Origin of the sequence: Aestuariibaculum suncheonense (assembly GCF_014596935.1) — a bacterium.
Lineage (GTDB): Bacteria > Bacteroidota > Bacteroidia > Flavobacteriales > Flavobacteriaceae > Aestuariibaculum > Aestuariibaculum suncheonense.
In genome coordinates, this window is sequence record NZ_JACVXC010000002.1 from 239,887 (window position 1) to 263,321 (window position 23,435).

15 protein-coding genes are annotated in these 23,435 nt (G+C 33.8%); 5 read left to right on the top strand and 10 right to left on the bottom strand.

The genetic code is table 11. From position 1 onward, the window contains the following. Positions 1 to 8: 8 nt before the first annotated feature. From ICJ84_RS06685 to ICJ84_RS06710, 6 genes are all read right to left on the bottom strand, one after another. A complete protein-coding gene (locus ICJ84_RS06685; RefSeq protein ID WP_188215604.1) occupies positions 9 to 1,367 on the bottom strand; it encodes a glycoside hydrolase family 43 protein in 1,359 nt (452 codons plus the stop codon). 125 nt (positions 1,368 to 1,492) lie between these two features. Then, positions 1,493 to 4,108, bottom strand: coding sequence for a glycoside hydrolase family 31 protein (locus ICJ84_RS06690; protein ID WP_188215605.1), 2,616 nt, complete (start codon positions 4,106 to 4,108; stop codon positions 1,493 to 1,495). A 5-nt stretch (positions 4,109 to 4,113) separates the two neighbouring features. Then, entirely contained in the window at positions 4,114 to 6,504 is a 2,391-nt protein-coding gene (locus tag ICJ84_RS06695; protein ID WP_206688684.1) for a glycoside hydrolase family 127 protein, read from the bottom strand. An 11-nt stretch (positions 6,505 to 6,515) separates the two neighbouring features. After that, positions 6,516 to 9,137, bottom strand: coding sequence for a xylan 1,4-beta-xylosidase (xyl3A, locus tag ICJ84_RS06700; RefSeq protein ID WP_188215606.1), 2,622 nt, complete (start codon positions 9,135 to 9,137; stop codon positions 6,516 to 6,518). A 29-nt stretch (positions 9,138 to 9,166) separates the two neighbouring features. After that, positions 9,167 to 10,711, bottom strand: coding sequence for a glycoside hydrolase family 43 protein (locus ICJ84_RS06705; protein ID WP_317173659.1), 1,545 nt, complete (start codon positions 10,709 to 10,711; stop codon positions 9,167 to 9,169). 4 nt (positions 10,712 to 10,715) lie between these two features. Beyond that, positions 10,716 to 13,172: a glycoside hydrolase family 95 protein gene (locus tag ICJ84_RS06710; RefSeq protein WP_188215607.1), complete on the bottom strand. Its 2,457-nt coding sequence runs from the start codon at positions 13,170 to 13,172 to the stop codon at positions 10,716 to 10,718. 332 nt (positions 13,173 to 13,504) lie between these two features. Between ICJ84_RS06710 and ICJ84_RS06715 the strand changes: the two genes are divergently transcribed. Further along, positions 13,505 to 15,280 carry a hypothetical protein gene (locus tag ICJ84_RS06715; RefSeq protein WP_188215608.1) on the top strand — a complete coding sequence of 592 codons (1,776 nt, stop codon included), beginning with the start codon at positions 13,505 to 13,507 and terminating at the stop codon, positions 15,278 to 15,280. Between the two features lie 18 nt (positions 15,281 to 15,298). Here ICJ84_RS06715 and ICJ84_RS06720 read toward each other — a convergent pair whose 3' ends face one another. From ICJ84_RS06720 to ICJ84_RS06725, 3 genes are read right to left on the bottom strand one after another with little or no spacing between them, the layout of a single operon-like run. Further along, entirely contained in the window at positions 15,299 to 15,658 is a 360-nt protein-coding gene (locus ICJ84_RS06720; RefSeq protein ID WP_188215609.1) for an SxtJ family membrane protein, read from the bottom strand. A 3-nt stretch (positions 15,659 to 15,661) separates the two neighbouring features. Continuing rightward, entirely contained in the window at positions 15,662 to 15,811 is a 150-nt protein-coding gene (locus tag ICJ84_RS16985; RefSeq protein WP_241748715.1) for a DUF5989 family protein, read from the bottom strand. Continuing rightward, positions 15,812 to 17,611 (bottom strand): carbamoyltransferase family protein, encoded by a 1,800-nt coding sequence (locus tag ICJ84_RS06725; RefSeq protein WP_188215610.1) that lies wholly within the window; start codon positions 17,609 to 17,611, stop codon positions 15,812 to 15,814. Positions 17,612 to 17,960: 349 nt separating this feature from the next. Between ICJ84_RS06725 and ICJ84_RS06730 the strand changes: the two genes are divergently transcribed. From ICJ84_RS06730 to ICJ84_RS06740, 3 genes are read left to right on the top strand one after another with little or no spacing between them, the layout of a single operon-like run. Then, positions 17,961 to 18,830, top strand: a complete 870-nt coding sequence (locus tag ICJ84_RS06730; protein WP_188215611.1) for a COG1470 family protein — start codon at positions 17,961 to 17,963, stop codon at positions 18,828 to 18,830. A 6-nt stretch (positions 18,831 to 18,836) separates the two neighbouring features. Next, a complete protein-coding gene (locus ICJ84_RS06735; protein WP_188215612.1) occupies positions 18,837 to 19,793 on the top strand; it encodes an ABC transporter ATP-binding protein in 957 nt (318 codons plus the stop codon). Positions 19,794 to 19,801: 8 nt separating this feature from the next. Continuing rightward, positions 19,802 to 20,785, top strand: coding sequence for an ABC transporter permease (locus tag ICJ84_RS06740; protein WP_206688685.1), 984 nt, complete (start codon positions 19,802 to 19,804; stop codon positions 20,783 to 20,785). 362 nt (positions 20,786 to 21,147) lie between these two features. On the opposite strand, the gene mnmE is transcribed toward ICJ84_RS06740, so the two are convergent. Next, positions 21,148 to 22,545 (bottom strand): tRNA uridine-5-carboxymethylaminomethyl(34) synthesis GTPase MnmE, encoded by a 1,398-nt coding sequence (gene mnmE / locus ICJ84_RS06745; RefSeq protein ID WP_188215613.1) that lies wholly within the window; start codon positions 22,543 to 22,545, stop codon positions 21,148 to 21,150. Positions 22,546 to 22,812: 267 nt separating this feature from the next. Here mnmE and ICJ84_RS06750 point away from each other — a divergent pair, with 267 nt between their 5' ends. Beyond that, a complete protein-coding gene (locus tag ICJ84_RS06750; protein WP_188215614.1) occupies positions 22,813 to 23,214 on the top strand; it encodes a hypothetical protein in 402 nt (133 codons plus the stop codon). Positions 23,215 to 23,435: the final 221 nt, after the last annotated feature.

Sequence of the window (23,435 nt, forward strand, 5' to 3'; positions counted from 1 at the left end):
AAATATGTTCAGTTAGAAAATTTCCAATAATCAAAATACATAATGTTGTTAGGTACATTGCCTTTAAAAACAAAATACAAATCATGAGTTCCGGTAACTTTTTCAATATTTGAAGATACTAATGCCCATCGATCGTTTCCTCCAGTCATTGGTACTTTTACTGTTCCTAATAATTCTCCGTCCACACTATCTATTCGGATTTCTAAAGTAATTGAAGAGTTGTGGGTTGTCCCTAAACGAGCAGTGAATTTTGATGCACCATCTTTTCTAAAATCAACATTCTTCACTAAGGTATAAGCTTCATTTTTCTTTGCTGTAATGAAAACACCTACCTCATCATTTTTCATTGATTTTACATCTTGAGACCAGGCTATCATTTCAGCTTCATTTTTGATATATGGATTTATTGAAACTAAAGCATCTCCAACCCCTTGTCCCATATTCATTGGTATAACAGTGCCATCTGAATTGAATTTTAACTCATCAACACAAACCGATCTGTTAAAACCATTTCCGCCAGGCAATGCGCCGTTATGATAAAACAAATATGTTTTTCCCTTAAAATCGATAACACCCGGGTGGTTTGTAAAACTTTTCCCTTCTGTAGGCATAACCACACCTTGGTATTTCCAAGGTCCAATAGGGCTATTACTTGTTGAATATCCTAAATGTTCTGAAATTGGTCCAGCAGCAAAAAACAAATAGTACAAACCATTTCTTTTATATAGCCAAGGTCCTTCTTCGTAAGTCGTTGGTCTTTTGGAATTATCCTCTCCTAATCGTTTACCAAAAGATTCAATTGTATTTGGAAAGGTTTTGATTTCGTCATTAAATGAAATCATATCTTCATTTAATTTCACATAATAGCATTCCGGATTTCCCCATAAAAGATATGCTTGTCCGTCATCATCAATAAAAACTGTTGGGTCGATATCGGCATTACTATTTTGAATTAGGGGTTTGCCCAACGGATCTATAAAAGGCCCATAAGGACTATTGGATACCGCCACTCCAATACCATTTTTACCTTGATGATCTGTAATTGGGACATACATATAAAATTTCCCATCACGTTCAATACATTGTGCGGCCCAGGCATTCATTTTAGCCCAACTAAAATCTTTATAAGATAATACGGCTCCATGATCTGTCCAGTTGACCATATCTTCAGTGGTGTATAAGCGCCAATCGTTCATGGTAAACCATGTCGAATTATCTTCGTCGTGAGATGTATACAGATAAACCTTTCCATTATAAACCATGGGTGCGGGATCTGCTGTATAATTTGTTTGTACAATAGGGTTTTGACCAAAGCTTTTAAAAGCTAATACACTCAACCCTAATCTTAATATTGTTTTGAAAATCATATTTACCTTACTTTATTAAATTTTAATCACCTAACCTTTTCGTTATCACCCTCTAAATAAAATATTTTACACTTTTACATTATTTTGATTTGATTTAAAACAGTCAGTTTTTTTATCGTGAATTTTTATAATTTTAACTTAATTTCCTTACCATCATAAGAAACCAACTTAAAGTTTTTCTTGCTTGATAACGGATTAATTTTTTCTTCTTTTGATACTTTTGAAATCTTAAAATGACGTTTTTCAAGCATCCCTTTAAAACTTCCTTCCCTTTGATTAATTGTTAACATTTTATTAGTATCATCCCAACTAAACTTAATAATTGACTTCTTTCCTGTTTCATAATTATAATTATCTCCTTCATCTTCATAAAGATTAAATTCACCATGTGCGCCCTCATAAACTACTATTTCAATACTGTCCCATGGTTTTTCATTGGCATACTGAACTTTCGGGCCAAAAGGTATAATGGCTCCAGCTTTTACAAATAGAGGTATTTGATTTAAGGGTGTTTCTACAGTTGTTGTTTTACCACCAAGAAAACTATCTCCTGTCCAGAAATTATACCATGTAATATCCTTTGGTAAGTACACCTCCCCCTTTTTAACTCCAGGTTCCACCACTGGTGCTACCAATAGTGATTGTCCAAACATGTATTGGTATGGATTTTTTAAAGCTTCATCATCATCTTGGAAATCCATTACCATTGGGCGCATCATTGTAGATCCTTGATTCATTTTCCACGCGTGGGAATATATATATGGCATTAAGGAATAACGTAAATTCAACATCTTTCTCATGTTCTGTTCTACTCTACTCCCATATTTCCAGGGTTCGGTTTCCGATTGATACCCATGCATTCTGAATATAGTACTAAATGCTCCCCACTGAAACCACCTGGTTAATAATTCATGATAATTTTCATCAATATACTGGCTGCCACCTGGTCGAAAAAAACCACCTATATCTGTAGTCCAATAAGGCATTCCGGTAAGCGTAAAATTCATCCCTGAAATGATTTGTCTTTTAAATCCATCCCAAGTACCTGCAATATCTCCAGACCAATTAATTGTACCGTAACGTTGTTGTCCTGCAAATGCAGAACGTGTTAAAATAGTAACGCGTTTATCTCTCGTTATTTCTTGTTGGCCATTATAAACCGATTTACTTACATAAAGCGGATAAGTTAAACGATAAAAGTCGCCGGGCCCCTGATATGTTAGAGTACCAGTTAGCGCGTCATTCTCTGGTTCGGTTGCATCCATCCACCAAGCATCAACGCCATGTACAAACAAATTATCATTTAATGTCTTCCAATAATTTTTACCTGTTTCAGAATTAAAATAATCTAACCATTTTGTCTTTGGGATATACATCTTGTTTTGCTCATACGCTTTACCTATTGTAGAATTTTTATCAGGATTAGACCATATTGAAATAGCAAAATGTGCATTTAAATCATGTAATTCTTTTATAAATCCTGAAGGATTAGGATAACGTAAACTGTCAAATTGAGGTACTCCCCAACCATTATTTCCCCAATATTGCCAATCTTGAACAATTACATCTACCGGCAAGTCTTTTCCGCGAAATGCTTTAACCGTATTAATTAAATGTTCGCTTGATGTGTAACGCTCTCTGCATTGCCAAAATCCGTATGCCCATAAAGGCAACATTGGGGCATGACCAGAAACCTTTCTATAAGTACCAATTACCTCATCGGAATTTATTCCTTTAAAAACAACATAGTCTAAAGCTTTAGCATTTGGTGAGCGAAATGTTGTTGTGTTATCCGTTTTTCTAAATGATAATTTTGGTTTGTTTTTTGAACTACAAACAACTTGAACGGTATGCTTGCCAGAATTTAAATAAACCAATTTACTCACTGTAGGCGGTAACCATAAATTTGATTGGTTAATTACCGTTGTACCATCTACAACAACAAAATACCTGCTATCCATATCTCCTAAATCTAACATTAGTGAATATTGGCCTTCCTCTTGAACTGTAAATAGCCCGGTGAACAATACTTCGCTCTGTGAAACTTTTTGAGTTCCTGAAGTTGTTGTAACATCTACCTCGGTATTAGTATCTGAATTATTGATACTTTCGGTTAAAGGAATAAATTTATCATTAGGATTAAATTCTGTTAAACCATACTGATGCCAAAGAATTCCATAACCTTCACTTGAATACAAAAAAGGTATTGCTATTTGAGAATTTACCTGAGTTAGTTTTCTACTAATATTCTTCAAATTATAATGCCCATCCTGAAATTGCCCCAAACCAAAAAGATATTCATTTTCTAAGCTATTAAAACTTTGAGTAACATTTAGGCAAGGATAACCTTGAATGGAATCTAATAATACTTTTTTACCCTCTGGTTTTTCTGACAAAAACAATTTACCCTGATTATCTTCATAATTCAAGGAGCTTGTTTGCTTATTGAAAGAAACAGTAATTTTCTTTGTTTTTAATAATATTTCTTCTTTATTTTCATAAACCTGAAAATCAGGCACCTCTAATTTATTGACTAAGATTAGTTCTTCTTCCTCACGAATATCCTTATGATTTGTTTGAATTCTAATGGCGTTATCTGTTAAAGGAATAATATTTAAAACACCTTCTTTCACAGGGATTGTAATTCTATCTTTTAATAGAGAGTAACTTTGCAATGTATTTTTACAAGAAATAAATATTATTGTAATTAGGACTGAAATACACCAGATTTTAAGTTTCATACATCTTAATTTGCTGTTTTTATTAATCGTATATTATAAACTTCACTAGTACTGGCATTTGGCTGTGCCTGAAACCGCACCCTGACTTTTTCCTTTCCTTTTACCATATATTCAGGTATTTTATAAGAAGTTTCAATGAATTGACTAATATTACTGTGATTAGAAGTATCTACCGAAACTAATTTTTCATCATCAATAAAAATATCGAACTTCTTTGTTCCCCAATAAAACGCCCAATAACGTACCATAAGTTCTAAATTTGTAGCGTTTTGGGTAGACATCAAATAACTAAAATAGCCTCCATCTCCAGCAGCTCTCCAAAAATCGTCTTGCGAATTACCTGTGGTAGATTTAAAATGCTTCATATAATGATCGCTTTCTGGTTGTTGTTCTCCTGTACCTACGAAATCAACTGTACGCTTTTCAAGCTCTAACTTTTGTTTTTCAAGAGTTCCAAGAGAATCTGTGTAGCTTTGATATCCTGATTTGGTTAAGGATAACCAGTACATCATATATCTGGAATCATGAATTTTATAAAAGGGTTTTAAATGATTCTCTATATGATTTTCCATGTCTACATTAAGCTTAAAGTGTAGAGGTTTGTCTTTTATTGGCTCCAATTTATCAGCTATATTTAACAAGTCATCTTCAACCAAAATAGGGGCTTCATTTAAAGGTAATCGTTGCCCTCCTGGATATTGCCCGAATCGACTATCGTCTGCTATTATGCCTTTTAAGTCTTCTACTCCCGTTTCTGCTCCTAATAAAATAGGCCCGTGTAAAAAAGCGATGTACTGAGGTACGTTAGGCACTTGTTCAATGGTGTTATGCATGGGTAAGATTATTTGCACCTCATCTCCCTTTTCCCAAGTTCTATCGACACTTATATAGGATGATGGTTTATTGGTGTGGTTAAAATGTTCTCCATTAACCAATATTTTTAATGCACCATCCTTAACCCAGTTTGGATATCGCACCAATAAATTAAAATTCGATTTCCCCTCGGTTATAATCAATTTTGTTTGTCCTTCTTCTGGGAAATTTGTTTCCTGTTTAAGTTTTATCCCCTTTTCTTTCCAATTAAGCTCTGAAGCAATAAATAGATTCAGGTATAAACTATTCTTAGCATGTGTATAAATAAATTGATTGTATTTTCCATGATTTTCCATGCCTGTACCAACACAGCACCACATGGCTTCATTTGGCGCAGAATACACTCTATAGTGTCTAGGACGAGCTGAAGTAAAATACACATACCCTCCATGTTCAGGGTGTTGAGTAGATAAAATATGATTGTATAATGTTCTCTCGTAATAATCAGCATATTTAGCATCAGGTTGTCCTCTAAATAAATCTTCTGTTAACTTTAACATATTATAAGAGTTACAAGATTCCGGCCCGTCATCTTCATTAATATAGTCGATACTTGCCGCTTTACTTGGAAAATGTTCCTTTCTACTGTTCCCCCCAAACGCCAGCGAACGATTATTGGTTACGGTTTCCCAGAAAAAGCCACCTGCTCTATGGTATTTATCATCGTTACTAAGCTCTGCTATTCTTTCAAACCCTACGAACTTTGGTATTTGTGTATTGGCATGTGTATTATCTAAAATATCAATACCTTCTGACAAGGGTTCAAGAAAAGCTTTATGGGCATATCGCTTCGCAGCAATTAGGTATTTTTCATCCCCTGTAATTTGATATGCATCGGCAAAAACTTCAGGCATCCCTCCATGTTCCATATGCAACATCGTTTCCATTTGTTCATCGGTTAAACCGGAAGAAATGTCAATGCCCCAATCGCAAAACTTTAGAAAAAGCGTTTTGGCTTCCTCACTATCACCATACAACCAGGCGTCTCTTAATCCTGCATACATTTTATGCAAATTATAGAATGGAGCCCAAGAAGAATTGTAAACACTAAAATCTCCTCTTTTAAATGCCGACCATAATGAATTACTATTAGGGAAACCACCTGCGTACCCAACTCCCCATTCTTTATTATTAATGGCATTGGCTTCCTGACATGCTTTAATTTCAACAATCATATAATCCATGCGCTCTTTACAATCTTTGTCTGCAGTAGCTGCATAATTAATAGCCATCGCCGATAAATAATGTCCACCAACATGACCGTCGAGCCCTTCCCAGTTAGGGTAAGGGTTTGCTTTAGGTTTTAAACCAGCTTCCTTTCTATATGGAGCCAAAAACCGATCTATATCATATTTTAAAAGAACTTCGATATTAAGATCCCGAGCATCTTTGAATAGTTCATCAAGTAATGTAACATCTTCTAAAGGAAATTCGTTAGGATAAAGCTTTTCCTGAGATTGTACCTTATACGAGTTTAACAAAATTCCCATAAAGAGAATCACAATTATTCTATATGCTGTCATGGCTTTTTTAGTTACTTGATTAAAATTTTAGTCATCTTTAGATCCTTGATATTTGAACTGCTTCCGTAATACACTTCATACCCTCCTGGAGTTATATTCATACTCATGGTATTCCAGTCGTAAAATTCAAAAGACGATGGAGGTAACTCTATTGTAATGTTTTCGGTTTCACCAGCTTTAATATTGGCTCGTTTAAAACCTCGCAAGGTTTTTAAAGGCCCGTCGAAATCGTTTACTTTATGTATATATACCTGAACAATTTCAGTTCCTTCTTGTTTACCAGAATTAGTTACTGGTATTGTAATTTGAAGTGACTCATCTGAATTGATGATAGATTTATTTAGACTTGCAGAACCAAATTTAAATGTAGAATAACTCAAACCAAATCCAAATGGGAACAAGGTATCATCTGTGTAACGATAAGTACGGCCTTTCATAGAATAGTCTTCGAAATCTCCCAGATTTTCAGAACTTTTGTAAAAAGAAATAGGTAGTTTACCTGATGGATTATAATCGCCAAACAACACATCCGCCACTGCCTGCCCTCCAGACTCTCCGCCATACCAAGCCTGGATTATAACATCACATGTTTTAGTTTCATCTAATAGCGCCATAGCAGATCCTGAACAATTAATAAAAATGACTTTCTTTCCAGCATCCTTCAAGGCTTGTAAACATCTCTTTTGAACAGATGGGAGTTCTATATTCGTTCTATCGCCTCCTTTAAATCCAGGATAAGACACCGGCATTTCTTCGCCTTCAAGTAAGGTTGAAAGTCCTCCTACAAACACCACCGTATCAATGCCATTCAATTTTTTAATTAATCCACTAAAATCAATATCATATTCTTTTCCAAAATCAAATTCTAAGTTTGCTTGCCAATTGTTAGATTGGGCATAATGAATTTCGATATCATACGTTTTACCCGCTTCTACAAGAAAAGGAATTCTTCCTGGTATGGTGCGCCAGTTAGTATATTTACTTATAGATTTCCCATTAACTAGCAATTCGAATGCACCTGTTGCGCCTGTTTTAAAAACTAAGGTATCGGTTTCTTTGGCAATAAATTTTGTTTCATATTTAGCTGAAAATCCTTCCAACCTTACTCCTGGTGCAAATTCATGCTGTCCTGCAGTGGTTAGTTTTAACGGGTTCTTAATTTGGGTGGTTGCTATAATTTCCCCACTTCTGTCTGGTGTGTTCCAATAAGTTGCTTTAAACCCTTCTTCTCCATTAATGGATGTTTGATATATATAACTGGTAGTCACTTTATCTTCAACCAAATCACAAGCCTTATCGTAGCTAATTTTTGATTTAGATATTTTGGAAGTTATCCCGTCAAGAATCGTAATGGTTCGCACTGGTGTTCCGTTATAATTTCCCCAAAGCATTGGCTCGTCGTCTGCATTTGGACCTATAACAGCCAGTTTATTTATTGTTTTCTTTAATGGTAAAATATCATTCTTGTTATGCAAAAGCACCATGGACTTTTGAGCCATTTCTAAAGCCAGTTGTCTGTGTTGCTCGTTATTTAAAACCGACTCAGGAATTTGTGCCCAAGGTACAATGGCATCGTCATCCATTTCACCTAAATCAAAACGACCTATTAAGACGCGCTCCAAACTTTTATTAACATCTTCCTCTTTAATCAAATCACTCTTTACAGCTTCAGGTAGGGTTTTGTAAGGGTAATTTTCCCAAACACACTCTACGTCGGTACCTGCTAAAACCGCCTTGGCCGCAGCATGTTTGGCATCTGAAGACACATTATGTGTTGTGAAAAAATCGGTTACAGCGCCACAATCGGAAACCACCATGTAATCATACCCCCACTCATCGCGCAAAATACGTTGTAGCAATCTGGTATTACCACAACAAGGGTCGTCATCTAGTCTTTGATAAGCACACATCACTTGTCTTACATCGGCTTCCTGCACTAAGGCTTTGAATGCCGGTAAATATGTTTCGTATAATTCGCGAGGATTTACATTATTCAAGTTAAGTTCATGTCTGCTCCATTCCGGACCAGAATGAACGGCATAATGTTTTGCACACGCCAAAAGCTTACGGTATTTGGCGTCTTCAGGCCCTTGCAAACCTTTTACAACCGAAATTCCCATACACGATGTTAAATAAGGGTCTTCACCATAAGTTTCTTGCCCCCTTCCCCATCTGGGATCACGAAAAATATTGACATTTGGTGTCCAAACTGACAAACTTAAAAAACGTTTATTTTCATTTCCATCCTTAATCCATTGATTATATTTTGCACGGGCTTCGTCTGAAACAGCATTAAACACATGATAAACCAAATCAGGATCGAAAGAGGCTGCCATTCCAATAGGTTCCGGGAAAACCGTTACATTATCATTATTAGCATAACCATGTAGGGCTTCACTCCACCAATTAAATTTTTTAATTCCTAATCTTGGGATCGCATCAGATTGATCACACATCAAAGCAGCCTTCTCTTCAAGTGTTAAACGTGAAATTAAATCTTTTGCACGGGCTTCCGAACTCAATTCTGGATTCTGAAAAGGGTAATTCTGAGCCTTAAGAACACATATTTCTAAAAAGCAAAAAATTAAAGCATATAGGTGCTTTGCTAATGGTTTAGTTGGTAAAAATATCATGGTTAATTGGACTGTTTATTTTTAGAAATTCAATCTGTTATATGGAAATAATCAAAATCAACATATCCTCCAATGTTCTTTGTTGCGTAATTGAATAACCCAAACCTGTAGCCCATAAAGTGGGGCAGCGTATATGGAAGCTTTACTGGTTCTCCAATAGGATTCCATGATTTACCATCTAAACTATAATAGAATTTTCCCTCATCCATTCTATCTCGATAATTACATTCAGCTTTTAAATAGACTTGACCTTGATTTAAAGGCACACTTTGCAATTCTTTAACATGATTTGCCGCACTAACCATTACAATTTTTTTAGAGTTGTTCTCGTATTTAACCCCAACCAAACCGAATTGTTTTTGCAATAAACATAAGCCTGCAAAATCGCCTTCTTTCATATGAGATACATCTAAAAGAATTGTTCCTGCACTCTCAGGTCCAAATGTGCGCTGCGTTAACGTATTTCTAGCTTCTACAAAACTGGTATCTACTCGACCCGTTTTCAATCGTAAATAGCCTTTTCGTTCTCGAACAGACCATAAAGTATTATTAGGATTATGATTCCATTGCCAAACGAGAGGCAAATCAGCTTCATGCTTTTTTCTTTTAAAATCATCGGAAGCAACAATATTAGGAATCAAACTCTTGTTCCCTGGTAAATCTAAATATTCAGGCACTTTTCCATTTTCGCCTAAAACAGGCCAGCCATCTTCCCATTTAACAGGAACCAAATACGGAATACGACCAACACCTCCATAATCTCTAAATAAATAAGAGAACCATTTCCCGTCTGGAGTATTTATTAGGCCGCCCTGAGCTACTCCTAAATCCTGCAAACCTATTCGACCTTCCCAAGGTCCATAAATACTATCAGCTCGGTGAATTATTACAGTTCGCATCCCTCCATGAGGCCAGGTGATGTTAAATAAATAATATTTCCCGTTAACTTTAAAAAGCTGTGAGCCTTCTGCATTTAACATGATATTATCACCTGCTGGGGCACTGGCATTTTCAATAAGTACTCGCTCTGTACCTTCTTTCACTCCTGAAAAATCAGATTTTAATTCTGCTATATTGAGTCGACCTGCGGCCCATATCATATAAATTTTCCCATCATCATCAAAAAATATGGAATGATCATGATATGAAGGTTGAAATTCTATTCGCTTCCAAGAATTCTTCTCTGGATTTTTAGTTGAAAAAATATACGTTTTACCTGTTGTACTCGAAAATGTGCTCACATAAAACGTATCATTATGGTAACGCATACTACTAGCCCAGGATCCTCTTCCATACATGTTTTTTCCTCCCTCTAAATTGAGTTCATCTTTAGCTTCCAAGGTGTCATAAGCATAACTTATAAGTTTCCAGTTCACTAAATCATCAGACTTCATAATGGGCACCCCCGGATTCATATGCATGGTAGTGCTACTCATATAATATGTATCACCGACTCGAATTATTGAAGGATCTGGCACATCTGCAAAAATAATTGGGTTATGTGCTTTATTTTGTCCCATAACTGAGGTGACAATAATTAGACTTAGAATAAAATGCGTTAAGAGCTTTTTCACTGAATTATTTCATTTTAAAACTATATGAATTCCCTTTTTTCGTAGAAACATCATATAAATACGTTGGTTTTAATGTTAATGGAGTTAATTTTGAGCCATCTGAGATTACGGGCGCTTTAATCGGATTTGTCTTGAAAAAATGATTTGTATTATCTCCTGAGGCCTTTTTTATATGTTTATCTAATGATAATTCATTTGGTACTCTTAAACGAAGGTTACCGCCTAAATACGATTTAATTTTGACTGAAACCAGTTCTCCATTTTCCCATTTCATATCCAAAATCTCAAAGCCTCCTCTTGTTTTTAAGCCACTTACATAACCCTTTTTAAAATTATCGGGTAAGGCTGGCAACAAGTGTACAGCCCCATCAGAACTCTGCATTAACATTTCAGTAATCCCAGAAGTACAACCAAAATTTCCATCAATTTGAAATGGAGGATGCGCATCAAAAAGATTATTATATGTACCTCCTCCTCCATCAACAGTACCCATTGGAGTTAATTGATTTTGAATGAGTTTAAAAGCATGGTTTCCATCCTGCATTTTAGCCCACCAATTCACTTTCCATCCCATACTCCAGCCTGTAGAGACATCTCCTCTTTGCAAAAGGGTATTTCTTGCTGCGGCAAAAAGCATTGGGTTTCTATAAGGCGAAATTTGATTTGAAGGATACAAGCCATACAAATGTGAAATATGACGATGTTTATCATCTGGACTATCTACATCATCTAACCACTCTTGCAATTGATTGTGTTTACCAATTTGCATGGGTGGCAATCGCTTTTTAAGCTCCTCAATTTTATATGCAAATTCTTCATCCTTTTTTAATATTTCTGAAGCTTGAATAACAACACTAAATACATCAAACACCAATTGATTATCCATAGTAGATCCGGCTGTTATAGAAGCCCCTTGATGTTCTTTAGGTGCATTTTCAGGTGAGTTCCCTGGAGCGACAACTAACCATTTATATTTGGGATGTTCTACTAAAAAGTCTTTATAAAACGATGCTGCTCCTTTTATAACTGGATACACAGATTCTAAAAAATTCACATCACCAGAATACAAATAATGTTCCCACAAATGTTGCGTTAACCAGGCGCCACCGCCATTCCATATCCCCCAAAAAGAGCCATCTACAGGTCCTGTAATCCTCCAAATATCGGTATTATGATGAGCAACCCAACCATCTGCACCATACATGTCTTTTGCGGTTTGCTTACCAGTTTCTGCAAGTTCCTGAATCATTTTTAATAAAGGTTCATGCATCTCTGAAAGGTTTGTTTTTTCAGCCGGCCAATAGTTCATTTCAGTATTAATATTAATGGTATACTTACTATCCCAAGCTGGTTTTAAAGCCCCATTCCAAATACCTTGAAGATTGGCAGGTTGCCCGCCTGGTTGGGATGAAGAAATTAAAAGATATCTTCCGTACTGATAATATAAAGTAACAAAAGATGGATCGTCAACACTTCTAAAGTTTTTTAAGCGTTCATCGGTAGGGTATTTACTTGATTCTGTTATACCTAAATCCAGCTTTACTCGATTAAAATAATTCTGATATAACTTTATGTGATTGGCCTTAATTTCTTCATAATTTTTATTGAAGACTTTATCCAGATACGCTTTAGCCCGAGCAATCTCATCACCACTTATATCATTATAAGTATTAAAATTAGTTGCGATGGAAACCATTATGGTAACGCTGTTGGCATTCTTTACCGCAAGGAAATCCCCATCTTTACTTACCGAACCTCCATCTGTTTTTATTCTGGCTAAGGCATTAAATTTCACCAAACCTTTTACCCCCTCATGATCACTTGTTGTACCCCAAAGTGATATGTCGTTATTGTCTTTAATTTCAATGTCTTTTATCTCATGAGGTGACGTTAACGACGCAAGAAAAGAAATTTTACCAGCTTGGTCTGCCGAAAGCCTAATGACCATAACTCTATCTGAAAAGGACGTAAACGCTTCTCTAACATAGGTTATGCCGTCAACATTATAGCTCGTTTTCGCAACAGCCCTTTGAAGATCTAGCTCCCTGTAATAATTAGAATATTTACCATGATTATTAAATATCAATTCCAGATTACCAACAGGTTGAAATATTTGACCGTGAGATTTTTTAGTAATTATTTCAGCATTTGCGATGTCTTCAGCAACTTTATATTCACCATTAAAAATATGTTCTCTAACTTTTGAAAGCGCTTGTAAGGCATTAGGATTATCATTACGGTTCGGGCTTCCACTCCAAACGCTATGTTCATTTAATTGAAAAATGTCTTTCTCAACATTTCCATAAACCATGGCTGCCTGAAAGCCATTTCCTATTGGTAACGCATTTTCCCAAATATTACCTGAAGGTGTATTATACCATAGCTTTAATGCTTCGGTATTTTGGGAAAAAAGTCGAACACAAAAGAAAACACAAACAAAAAGAATTCTATATTTTATCATTTTTTAAGATCCATGCGAGCTTTGACGTAGTTTTAACACTCAATCAAAAGTGTTAAAACAACACTTTTTAAAATTAACACAAATAAATCTGCTAACAAAATTTATAAACAGCAGCCATAAAACTTTCGATTATCAAATAATTAACAGTTAAAATCACATGTAGTATTTTAACCTTGTTATATCTTATTTTAACAAATGTAACAAACACACTTTTAAAAAACAACCGGTTGTTATAAATTGTGTATATTTATTTTGAAATAATAGTTTTACATTAACCAAAACTATATGTCACTAATAATCAATCGTTATATAGAAAAGTACAATTCTTCATCATGAAAAAACAAACCTTATTCAAAGTAATATCCATTTTACTTCCTCTTGTTTTTATTTTACTCTTTGAAATTATACTAAGAATTGGTGGATATGGTGAAGATTATAAGCTTTTTCACAAAGTTTCAACACAAAGCGAAACTGATTATCTCGTAATGAACAAGCATATTGCTAAAAAATATTTTAAAGATAATGAACTACAAGCCGACAACCAATCCGATTTGTTTTTAAAGACTAAAACCGATAGCACATTTAGAATTTTTGTTCAAGGCGCTTCTACCGTTGTAGGTTTTCCATATTATCGCGGTGGTTCTTTTCCTCGTATGCTTAAACATAGACTTTCTCAAACTTTTCCTAACAAAAATATTGAGGTAATTAATACCGGTATAACCGCCGTTAATTCTTATACGCTTTGGGATTTCACAAATGCCATAATCGAACAAGAACCCGATTTAGTTATAATTTATGCAGGTCATAATGAATATTACGGCGCTTTGGGTGTGGGATCATCAATAACTTACGGATCGCACCCTAATTTGATTAGAACCTATCTTTATCTGAAACAATTTCGTTTTTTTCAATTTTTGGAAAACACCTATTACAAAATATCATCATCCCATAATCCTAAACCTTCCGAAAGAGAAACCACATTAATGGAGGTAATGGCTAAAGAACAACGTATTCCATTCAACTCTAAAATTTATCAAGAGGGACTAAAACAATACGAAAGTAATTTAAATAGTATTTTATCTACTTACCAAAATCATAACATCCCGGTAATCATTTCTACCCTAGTCAGTAACGAAAAAGACATTAAACCTTTTATAAGTGACAGCATTCCAAACAAACAAGCGTTCTTAGAAGCATTATCTAAAGACAACATGAAATCAAATAAAATTGCTGAACAAAATGCTTTGGCGGCTTATACATTAGGGCAACATTATCTTGAAAAAAATCAAGATTCTGCAAAAAAGTATTTACATGTGGCAAAAGAACTTGATTTGCTGAGATTTCGAGCTCCAGAAAAAATTAATACGATTATAAAATCTCTATCAAAAAAATACCATGCAACATTAATTGACATGAAAAGCATCTTTGAATCCCATTCGCCTTTCAACAGTATTGGAAACGAATTATTAACTGAACATGTGCATCCTAACGTTATGGGGCAATTTTTAATGGCCGACGGATTTTACAACAAGATTAAAGAGTTAAAACTTTTGAAAAATTGGAACGATGAAATAAAATATGATGAAGCCATTGCAAACATACCTGTATCTGAAATTGATTCTATCGTAGGTGAACTAACAATCACCGATTTAAAAAGTTCATGGCCATACAACCTAAATATGTCGGGAAAACGCCCTCCTTTAAACTATATCGAAAGCACTTCATTTGAGATACAAATGGCTCAAAATATACACAAGAAAATATCAAACTGGGATCAGATTATGGCGTACGCCTATAGAAGTTATGAAAACGATAAAAAATATGAAAAGGCACTTCGAATTGCTCAATCTTTAATTTTTGAATATCCTGAACAAAGTAAGGTTTACCAAATGGCCGGAGAAATGTGTTTTAAAATGCAGGACTTTGAAAAAGCAGCTTACTACTTTTCTATATTCAACTATTTAGATAAAAGTATTATATCTGCAGAACAATTATCATCAACCTACGTTAAATTAAATAAGATAGATTTGGCGAAACAAACACTTTTAGAAGCTCATAAAAATGCCTTAAAGGTGAAGAAACCCATAAATGAACTTAATCTAGAATAAAAACATATTCAATACACATCACCAGGGTTTATCTATGTCTTTTTCAACAAATCTGTGATTTCGTTTATAAAAATAGCTACTATCACTACTTTTTTTCAATATTTGATTCCCTCCAAATAGACGTTGAAAAAAAGATAAAGGCGTTAAAATGAGATAAAAAATAAAAGACATGATAATGTAATTCATTACAAGGCCGAAATAGTGCGAAAAGGAAAACCAGGCTTCTCCTATAATTACCGTTAATTTCTTAGAAATTAAAGCTACAACACCAAGACATATAGCGATATAAAGAAACCAAGTAATATTAAATTTAATATACACAGCAAGTGATACTAAAATTAAAACGATAATACTTTCTAGGCCTTTTTCTTTAGACATATTTTAAAAAATTGAATAAATAAATGGTGCTAATGCAGAACTACTCGTTAAAAATATTAGCAAGCCAAAAACGACAAATATTATTATTAAAGGCACAAGCCACCACTTTTTTCTTTCTTTTAAAAACTGAAAGAATTCTTGAACAAACTCCATTTATTTTACAATTACATAATTTTCTAAAACTAACACATCCATACCAGAATTCATAAAACAATTATATGCATCTTCTGGAGAATTAACAATGGGCTCATCTTTAACATTAAAACTTGTATTAATTAAAACACCTACACCGGTCCGTTCTTTATAAGATTGGATTAAATGCCAGAGCAAAGGGTTTAGTTCTTTTTTCACGACCTGTACTCTCGCCGAAAAATCAATATGAGTAATTGCCGGTAATTCTGATTTTACAAATTTTCTTTTCTCTTCTAAATTAAAATATTGAAAATCTTCTGGCAAGTCTTTTCTAAGTGATTTTTTTACCATGCTTGTAAATAACATATAATACGACTGTTTACCTTCTTCGAAATAATCGTCGTAATCTTCTTCGCAAACTACAGGAGCAAATGGCCTAAATCCTTCTCTAAATTTAATTTTCATATTCAAGTTATACTGCATCTCCGGATCTGAAGCATCTGCCAAAATACTACGGTTTCCTAAAGCTCTTGGTCCAAATTCAGTTCTACCGTGAAACCATCCTATAACCTTCTTTTCTGCTATATATTGACATACTGTTTTAATTAAATCTTCTTTGCTCTCAAAATATTGATACTTACATTTCGTTCTACGCAAAAGCCTCTCAATATGTAAATTTGAAAATTGAGGTCCTAAATAAACATTAAAAGGTGTTTTTAATCCATTAAAATGTAATTTTTCTTTCATGTGAGCACAAGCCAAGGCGGCCCCCAAAGCACCTCCCGCATCGCCTGCTGCCGGTTGCACATAAATATCATCAAATATATTTTGATTGTGTAAAACTGAATTGGCTACGCAATTAAGAGCAACCCCTCCTGAAAGACAAAGATTATTTTCTCCTGTTTCCTCTTTTATAAAAGCTATTTGCTTGATAAGTATTTCTTCTAATATGTTTTGAGCCGCCATTGCCAAATCGGCATGATTCTGTTGCAATTGGTCATCCGGTTGGCGCTTTTTTACTCCAAAAAGCTTTTCCCATTTCACAGAATTAACCATCTGCAGTCCCACAGAATACTCAAAATACTTCATATTTAGTTTAATCGAGCCATCTGCCTTTATATCCAAAAGATGCTCTCTTATAAGACTTTTAAAATTAATCACATTTTGTGATTTAGAATCTCCATATGGCGCTAACCCCATCATTTTATATTCTCCAGAATTAACCTTAAAACCTATAAAATAGGTAAATGCAGAATAAAGAAGTCCTAAAGAATCTGGAAAATGTAACTCACCCAAAACTTGAATTCCCTTTTCTCCCGAAGCAATTCCGTAAGACATAGTTGTCCACTCACCTACGCCATCAACAGTTAAAAAAGCAGAAGTTTTAAATGGAGATGTATAAAAGCTACTAGCTATATGCGATAAATGATGTTCAGGAAAATTAATTGGTATCCTTTTATAATTAGTAGCTCCTAACTCCTTTATTTTTTTTCTAATAAATTGCTTGATAAAGAGTTTTTCCTTTAACCAAACAGGCATAGCCTTGGTAAATGATTTAAATCCTTTAGGTGCAAAAGCGTAATAGGTTTCTAAAAGCCTTTCAAACTTTAAAAAAGGTTTGTCATAGAAAGCTATTAAATCAATATCTTCGAAAGTCAATCCAGATTCATTCAAACAAAATTGTAATGCTTTTTCAGGAAACGAAGCATCATTTTTTATTCTCGAAAACCGTTCTTCTTGAGCTGCAAATAAAACTTTTCCATTTTCAATTATAGCAGCAGCTGAATCGTGATAGTAGGCCGAAATACCTAAAATTCTCATTAAACCTAGATTTATAATTATCGAGGAAGGTAGCTATAAATTTTTAAAAATCTAAGTTTAAAAAAGATACTGCTTACAGCAAATTATCCATTGAAGAAAAAACAAACTCAATTTACAATTATGTACAAAATACGACCAAACCGCTAGAAACCTTGCCTTAAAAGGTGTTTCAAAATTAAAATAAAAGAAATAGGATTGTTAAAATTTTCACAAAATTATTTTCTGTTTTTTATATTTTTTTCGCAAATATTAATTTCATGCACTAAATAAAAATAGCCTGTATATAAAGCATTTTATAATTAATAGATTAATCAATTTCATTTTTTAATAATAATTATTTTGTTTTGTTATGTTATTCAATTATTTATCTAGACTAAACACCTCGAAGTGTTACTACGCATCAATCACATTTCTTTTTTTTATTGTTTCTGGAATCTTTTCAAGCTTAAATGCCCAAAGACAACCATTAAAGAATGATGGTTTAAAATCTACTTTCTCTTCGGATTTAATTAATATTGAAACTTCGGTCGATCAGGTATTTCGCTATACCACAACACTCGAAAATAACGCAACTGAAGATCAAATTTACCAACTAACGGCTAAGGTTCCTGAAGGTTGGAAAGCGATTTTTAAAGCCAAAGGGAAACAAGTCACTTCCATTCAGGTCGATCGTGGTAAAAAGGAAATAATTAACTTAGAATTCTACCCATCGTATGAGGCGAAACCTAAGAAATATGAAGTTCCTGTAATTGCAAAATCAACACAGGAATCTTTAAATTTAAATTTAGAAGCTGTTATAAGCGGAGCCTATGAATTGAAAATAAGCACTGCAACAGGTAGATTAAGTGATAAAATTACTGAAGGAGAAAAAAAAGAAATCCAGTTAACCGTTAAAAATACGGGATCTTTAAGTTTAACCGATATTGAACTGAATAGTAAAACACCTCCAAAATGGAGTGCTGTTTTTAAACCTTCAAAGATTGATAGACTTTCTCCTGGCGAAACAGAAAACGTAACCGCTATCTTAACCGTACCAGACAAAACTATTGCTGGCGATTACATGACCACGTTTACGGCAAAAAATACTAATACAAAAGATGAAGCTGTATTCAGAATATCAGTTGTGACTTCCTTGGCTTCTGGATTACTTGGAGCTACAATCATATTAGTAGCTATTCTTGTTGTTTATATTTTGATTCGCAAATACGGAAGAAGATAATACGTCATGAAAACATCAATTATAGAACTCAAAGGGCTCAAAAAACGCTATGGTTCTATTAATGTAGTAGATCATTTAGACCTTGATATTCATAAAGGGGAAATTTTTGGTTTACTCGGACCTAATGGAGCCGGAAAAACAACGACTATTCTTATGATGCTAGGGCTAATTGAACCTACATCAGGAATTGCTAAAGTTTGTGGACACAACTCAATATCCAATCCTATAAATGTAAAAAGTAAAGTAGGTTATATGCCGGACAACGTCGGTTTTTATGATCACATGACCGGACTTGAAAATTTAGTTTATATAGGACAATTAAATGGACTTTCCAGATTAGAAGCCGAGAAATCTGCCATAAGCATTATGAAAACTGTAGGCTTGGAAAATGCTCTTAATACCAAAACGGCTGCATATTCAAGAGGTATGAAACAGCGCTTAGGTCTGGCAGATGTTTTAATTAAAGGACCTGAAGTAATCATTATGGATGAACCCACACTTGGAATAGACCCTAGTGGCGTTAAAGACTTCCTAAAACTAATTAAAACACTAAGTCGTCAGCATGGACTTACTGTTTTACTGTCATCTCACCATTTAAATCAGGTTCAAAAAATATGCGATCGTGTAGGGATTTTTGTAAAAGGAAAATTATTAGCACAAGGAAACATAGAACAATTATCTGAACAACTATTTTCACAAACCTCAAATCAAGTTAGCATTACTCTTAGCGAACCTGTAAAATTAACCCAGGAGGAAGAACTGGCATTACAGGAACTAGCAAAAGTTGAACATATCTACAAAGAAAATAGTCAAATTTATATTAACTGTAATAAGACTTTAACTCCAAGCATTGTAAGGTTTTTGGTTGAGAGGAATTATAACATTATTGGCGTTCATCAAAAAACCTATGGATTGGAAGATATCTATCAAAAATATTTTGAAAACCAACACTTAAACGTATAACAACAATTATGGCAATATCTTATACTGATTTCTCATTTAGTAAATCTTTAAACAAGAGTGTTCCAATTTGGGCCATGGTTAGAAAGGAGATTTCTGATCACATTAGAAGTTGGCAGTTCATTATTTTACTAATGATTATTGTTTTTACATTCTTTGCGTCTATGTATGTCGCAATAAGCAATTTAAATTCGGCCATTTCTAATACTAAAGACCCCGATCATTTATTGATATATCTTAAACTATTAACCATAACCGATGGTAGCTTGCCTCCCTTCCATGTATTTATTAGTTTTTTAGGGCCATTATTAGGCATAAGCCTCGGATTTAATGCTATCAATTCAGAACAACAAAACGGAACACTAATTAGAGTAATGGCTCAACCCATATACAGAGACAACCTATTACTATCCAAGTTTATTAGTGTCACTATTCTTATAAGTACTATGTTTTTAACCCTATCTCTTCTCATGATTGGTGGAGGTTTACTTATAACAGGTGTACCCATAGAATTTGAAGAAGTAGTAAGAATACTTAGTTACATTATTATATGTGTTTTTTATGTTGAATTCTGGTTTAGTCTATCTATTATATTTTCAATTAGATTTAAACAAGCCGCTACAGCAGCAATAGCAGCAATAGGTCTTTGGTTATTTTTTACGATATTCTACAATATGATCATTAATGTGATTGCTAAAGTGATAGTTCCAAAATCAAATATATTTTCGTCTGGTCCATATTCTTGGATTGAAATGTTGTTTCATATGGCACCGAATCAATTATATACCGATGCAACAACCACGCTTTTAATGCCCAAAGTTAGAAGTCTTGGCCCTATGAGCATGGAGCAAATGGCTGGAGCAATTCCTAATTCATTACCAATTCGAGACAGTCTTTTAATTGTTTGGCCTCAAGTTAGTGGCTTAATATCTGTAACAATTGCTTGTTTTGCCTTGGCCTATTATTTCTTTATGAGAAAAGAGATAAAATGTTAGTTGTATCTACTCAGGAAACCTTTTACTAAACCTCTATGGACTAAAAGGCCATATATTTTTTACACGAGGGACTAAAGTCCCTCTTTTCTTAATATAATAAAAATATAGAATTTAGCTTTTAAAAACATTATGTGAGTTAGTCTAAACTTGACCTGACAGTTCGAAAAACTAACTTTACGAAAACCTTTTTGTTAACATTTTGACATATCTCGTAAAGTGATGTTATGAAATTTAAAGGCTGTACTCCTAACTTGAAACTGAGTAATAAGCCTTTATAAATAAAGTAGCTTTGATATAAAACTCTTTATCATGTTTAATTTAAAAGTAAAAAAAACTTACAATACAAAGACTTATCTATATTATTACTTACCGATACAGAAATTAGTAAAGATATTACCAAGCAATTCATCGTTTGTAACTTGACCTGTAATTTCGCCAAAATAATATAAAGCCTGACGAATATCTATAGCTAATAAATCGCCCGACAATCCAGAATCTAAACCGTAGCGTACTTTTTCAATCTCTTCCAAGGCTTTTAATAACGAATCGTAATGTCTTGTATTTGTTACAATAGTGTCATTATTACGAAGTGCACCTGTATTTACAAAACTCAGTAATTTATCTTTTAAATCTTCTACCCCTAACCCTGTTTTTGCCGATAATAAATGTAGATCTAAAATCTGAGTTTGAATATTTTCTATTTCGATTTCAGATAGTTTGTCAATCTTATTTGCAATAATGACAATAGGTTTTTGAGGGTATTTATTTTTAATTTTTTCAATTTCAATTTTGAAAGACTTAATAAAGCTCTCCTCTTTCAAATTGGTACTATCTGCCAAGAACACCACAACCTGAGCTTGCTCAATCTTCTCGAATGTTTTTTTTATACCAATACTCTCCACCACATCTTTCGTTTCACGAATACCAGCGGTATCAATAAACCTGAAGCCTATTCCTCCTATTGAAATTTCGTCTTCAATGGTATCGCGAGTTGTTCCTGCTATATCTGAAACAATAGCGCGCTCTTCATTTAAAAGCGCATTTAATAAAGTCGATTTACCAACATTTGGCTCTCCAACAATAGCTACAGGAATTCCATTTTTAATCACGTTACCCACCGCAAATGAATCGATCAAGCGTTTTAACACCACACTTATGCGATTGACTAAATCTTTAAACTGAGATCTATCGGCAAACTCGACATCTTCTTCAGCAAAATCTAGTTCTAATTCTATTAAGGATGCGAAGTTTAATAATTCTTCACGTAGTTTAGCTATTTCAGATGAAAACCCACCACGCATTTGTTGCATCGCGATTTGATGTGATGCTTCATTATCGCTGGCAATTAAATCGGCTACGGCTTCCGCCTGACTTAAATCTAATTTTCCATTTAAAAACGCACGAAGCGTAAATTCACCCGGCTTTGCAGTTCTACATCCTTTTCTTAGAAACAACTGAATAATTTCCTGTTGAATATAATTAGAACCATGACAAGATACCTCTACAACATCTTCTCCTGTGTAGGAATTCGGGTTTTTAAATACCGAAACCAAAACTTCATCAATGGTTTTTGGTCCATCAACAATATGACCTAAATGAATGGTGTGCGTTTTCTGTTTGGTAAGTGATTTATTATTCACTACCGACTTAAAACAACTATCGGCAATCGTAATAGCATCATTACCAGACAAACGAATAACAGCAATTGCTCCTGCTCCCGAAGGAGTGGCTAAAGCTACAATAGTATCTTGATTAATCATGTTGCAAAAATAAGGATTTTAAACTATGAAAATACCTTAGTCTCCATAATTAAACTCTGTGAATAAAATAGCATATGTATTAATTTTACGCTTTAAGTACCAATTAACTCCTCGTATTTTATTACAAAAATTAATAATCCTTAATGTAATAATCATATCTTCATTTTCACACAATTACAAATAATTGATTTTTTATCATAAAACCATAAACACTTGCATGTCATTATATTATATTTACCAACTATTTTAACCTAACAACCAAACCATATGACCACAAGTAAAAGTCCATACTATAAAATGGTTAGGCACCATTTAAAATTAGACATTTGTGAATTGTTTATTTTTAAAAATTTCGTAATAGTAGAATTTAAAGAAGGAATATGCATTGGTTACCCTGATTTTTGGGAGGCGCAAGAATTAATTAAAAAATACTTTGGAAATCGTCAATTTGGCTTTATTACAAACAGAATTAATTCATACGCTATTGAAGTTACAGATGCTAGAATTTTTAATGAAACTTTTAAAAATTTAAAAGTGTTTGCTACTGTAACTTATAATGGAACAACAAGGAAAATAGCTGAATTAGAAAATCATTTTTTTAATATTAAAAGAACCTTTTTTACAAATTTAACAGATGCCATTATTTTTGTAAAGTATCACCTGGATTAAATAGTTCAAACCAAACTACTTAATACCTGTCTAACTATTTTTTCTCTTTTTATCGTTTAATAAAGGATAAAAAAGATAGCATTGAAACCCCTATTAACTATAATGCGAACTTGGGTTATAAATACCAAGTAATTCCAACGATTACCTTAGCATTGGTTTAAAGGGTTCCAAAACTATGAGTTCATTAAAAGAACGTAAAAGCTTAAAAATTATTTATTCTA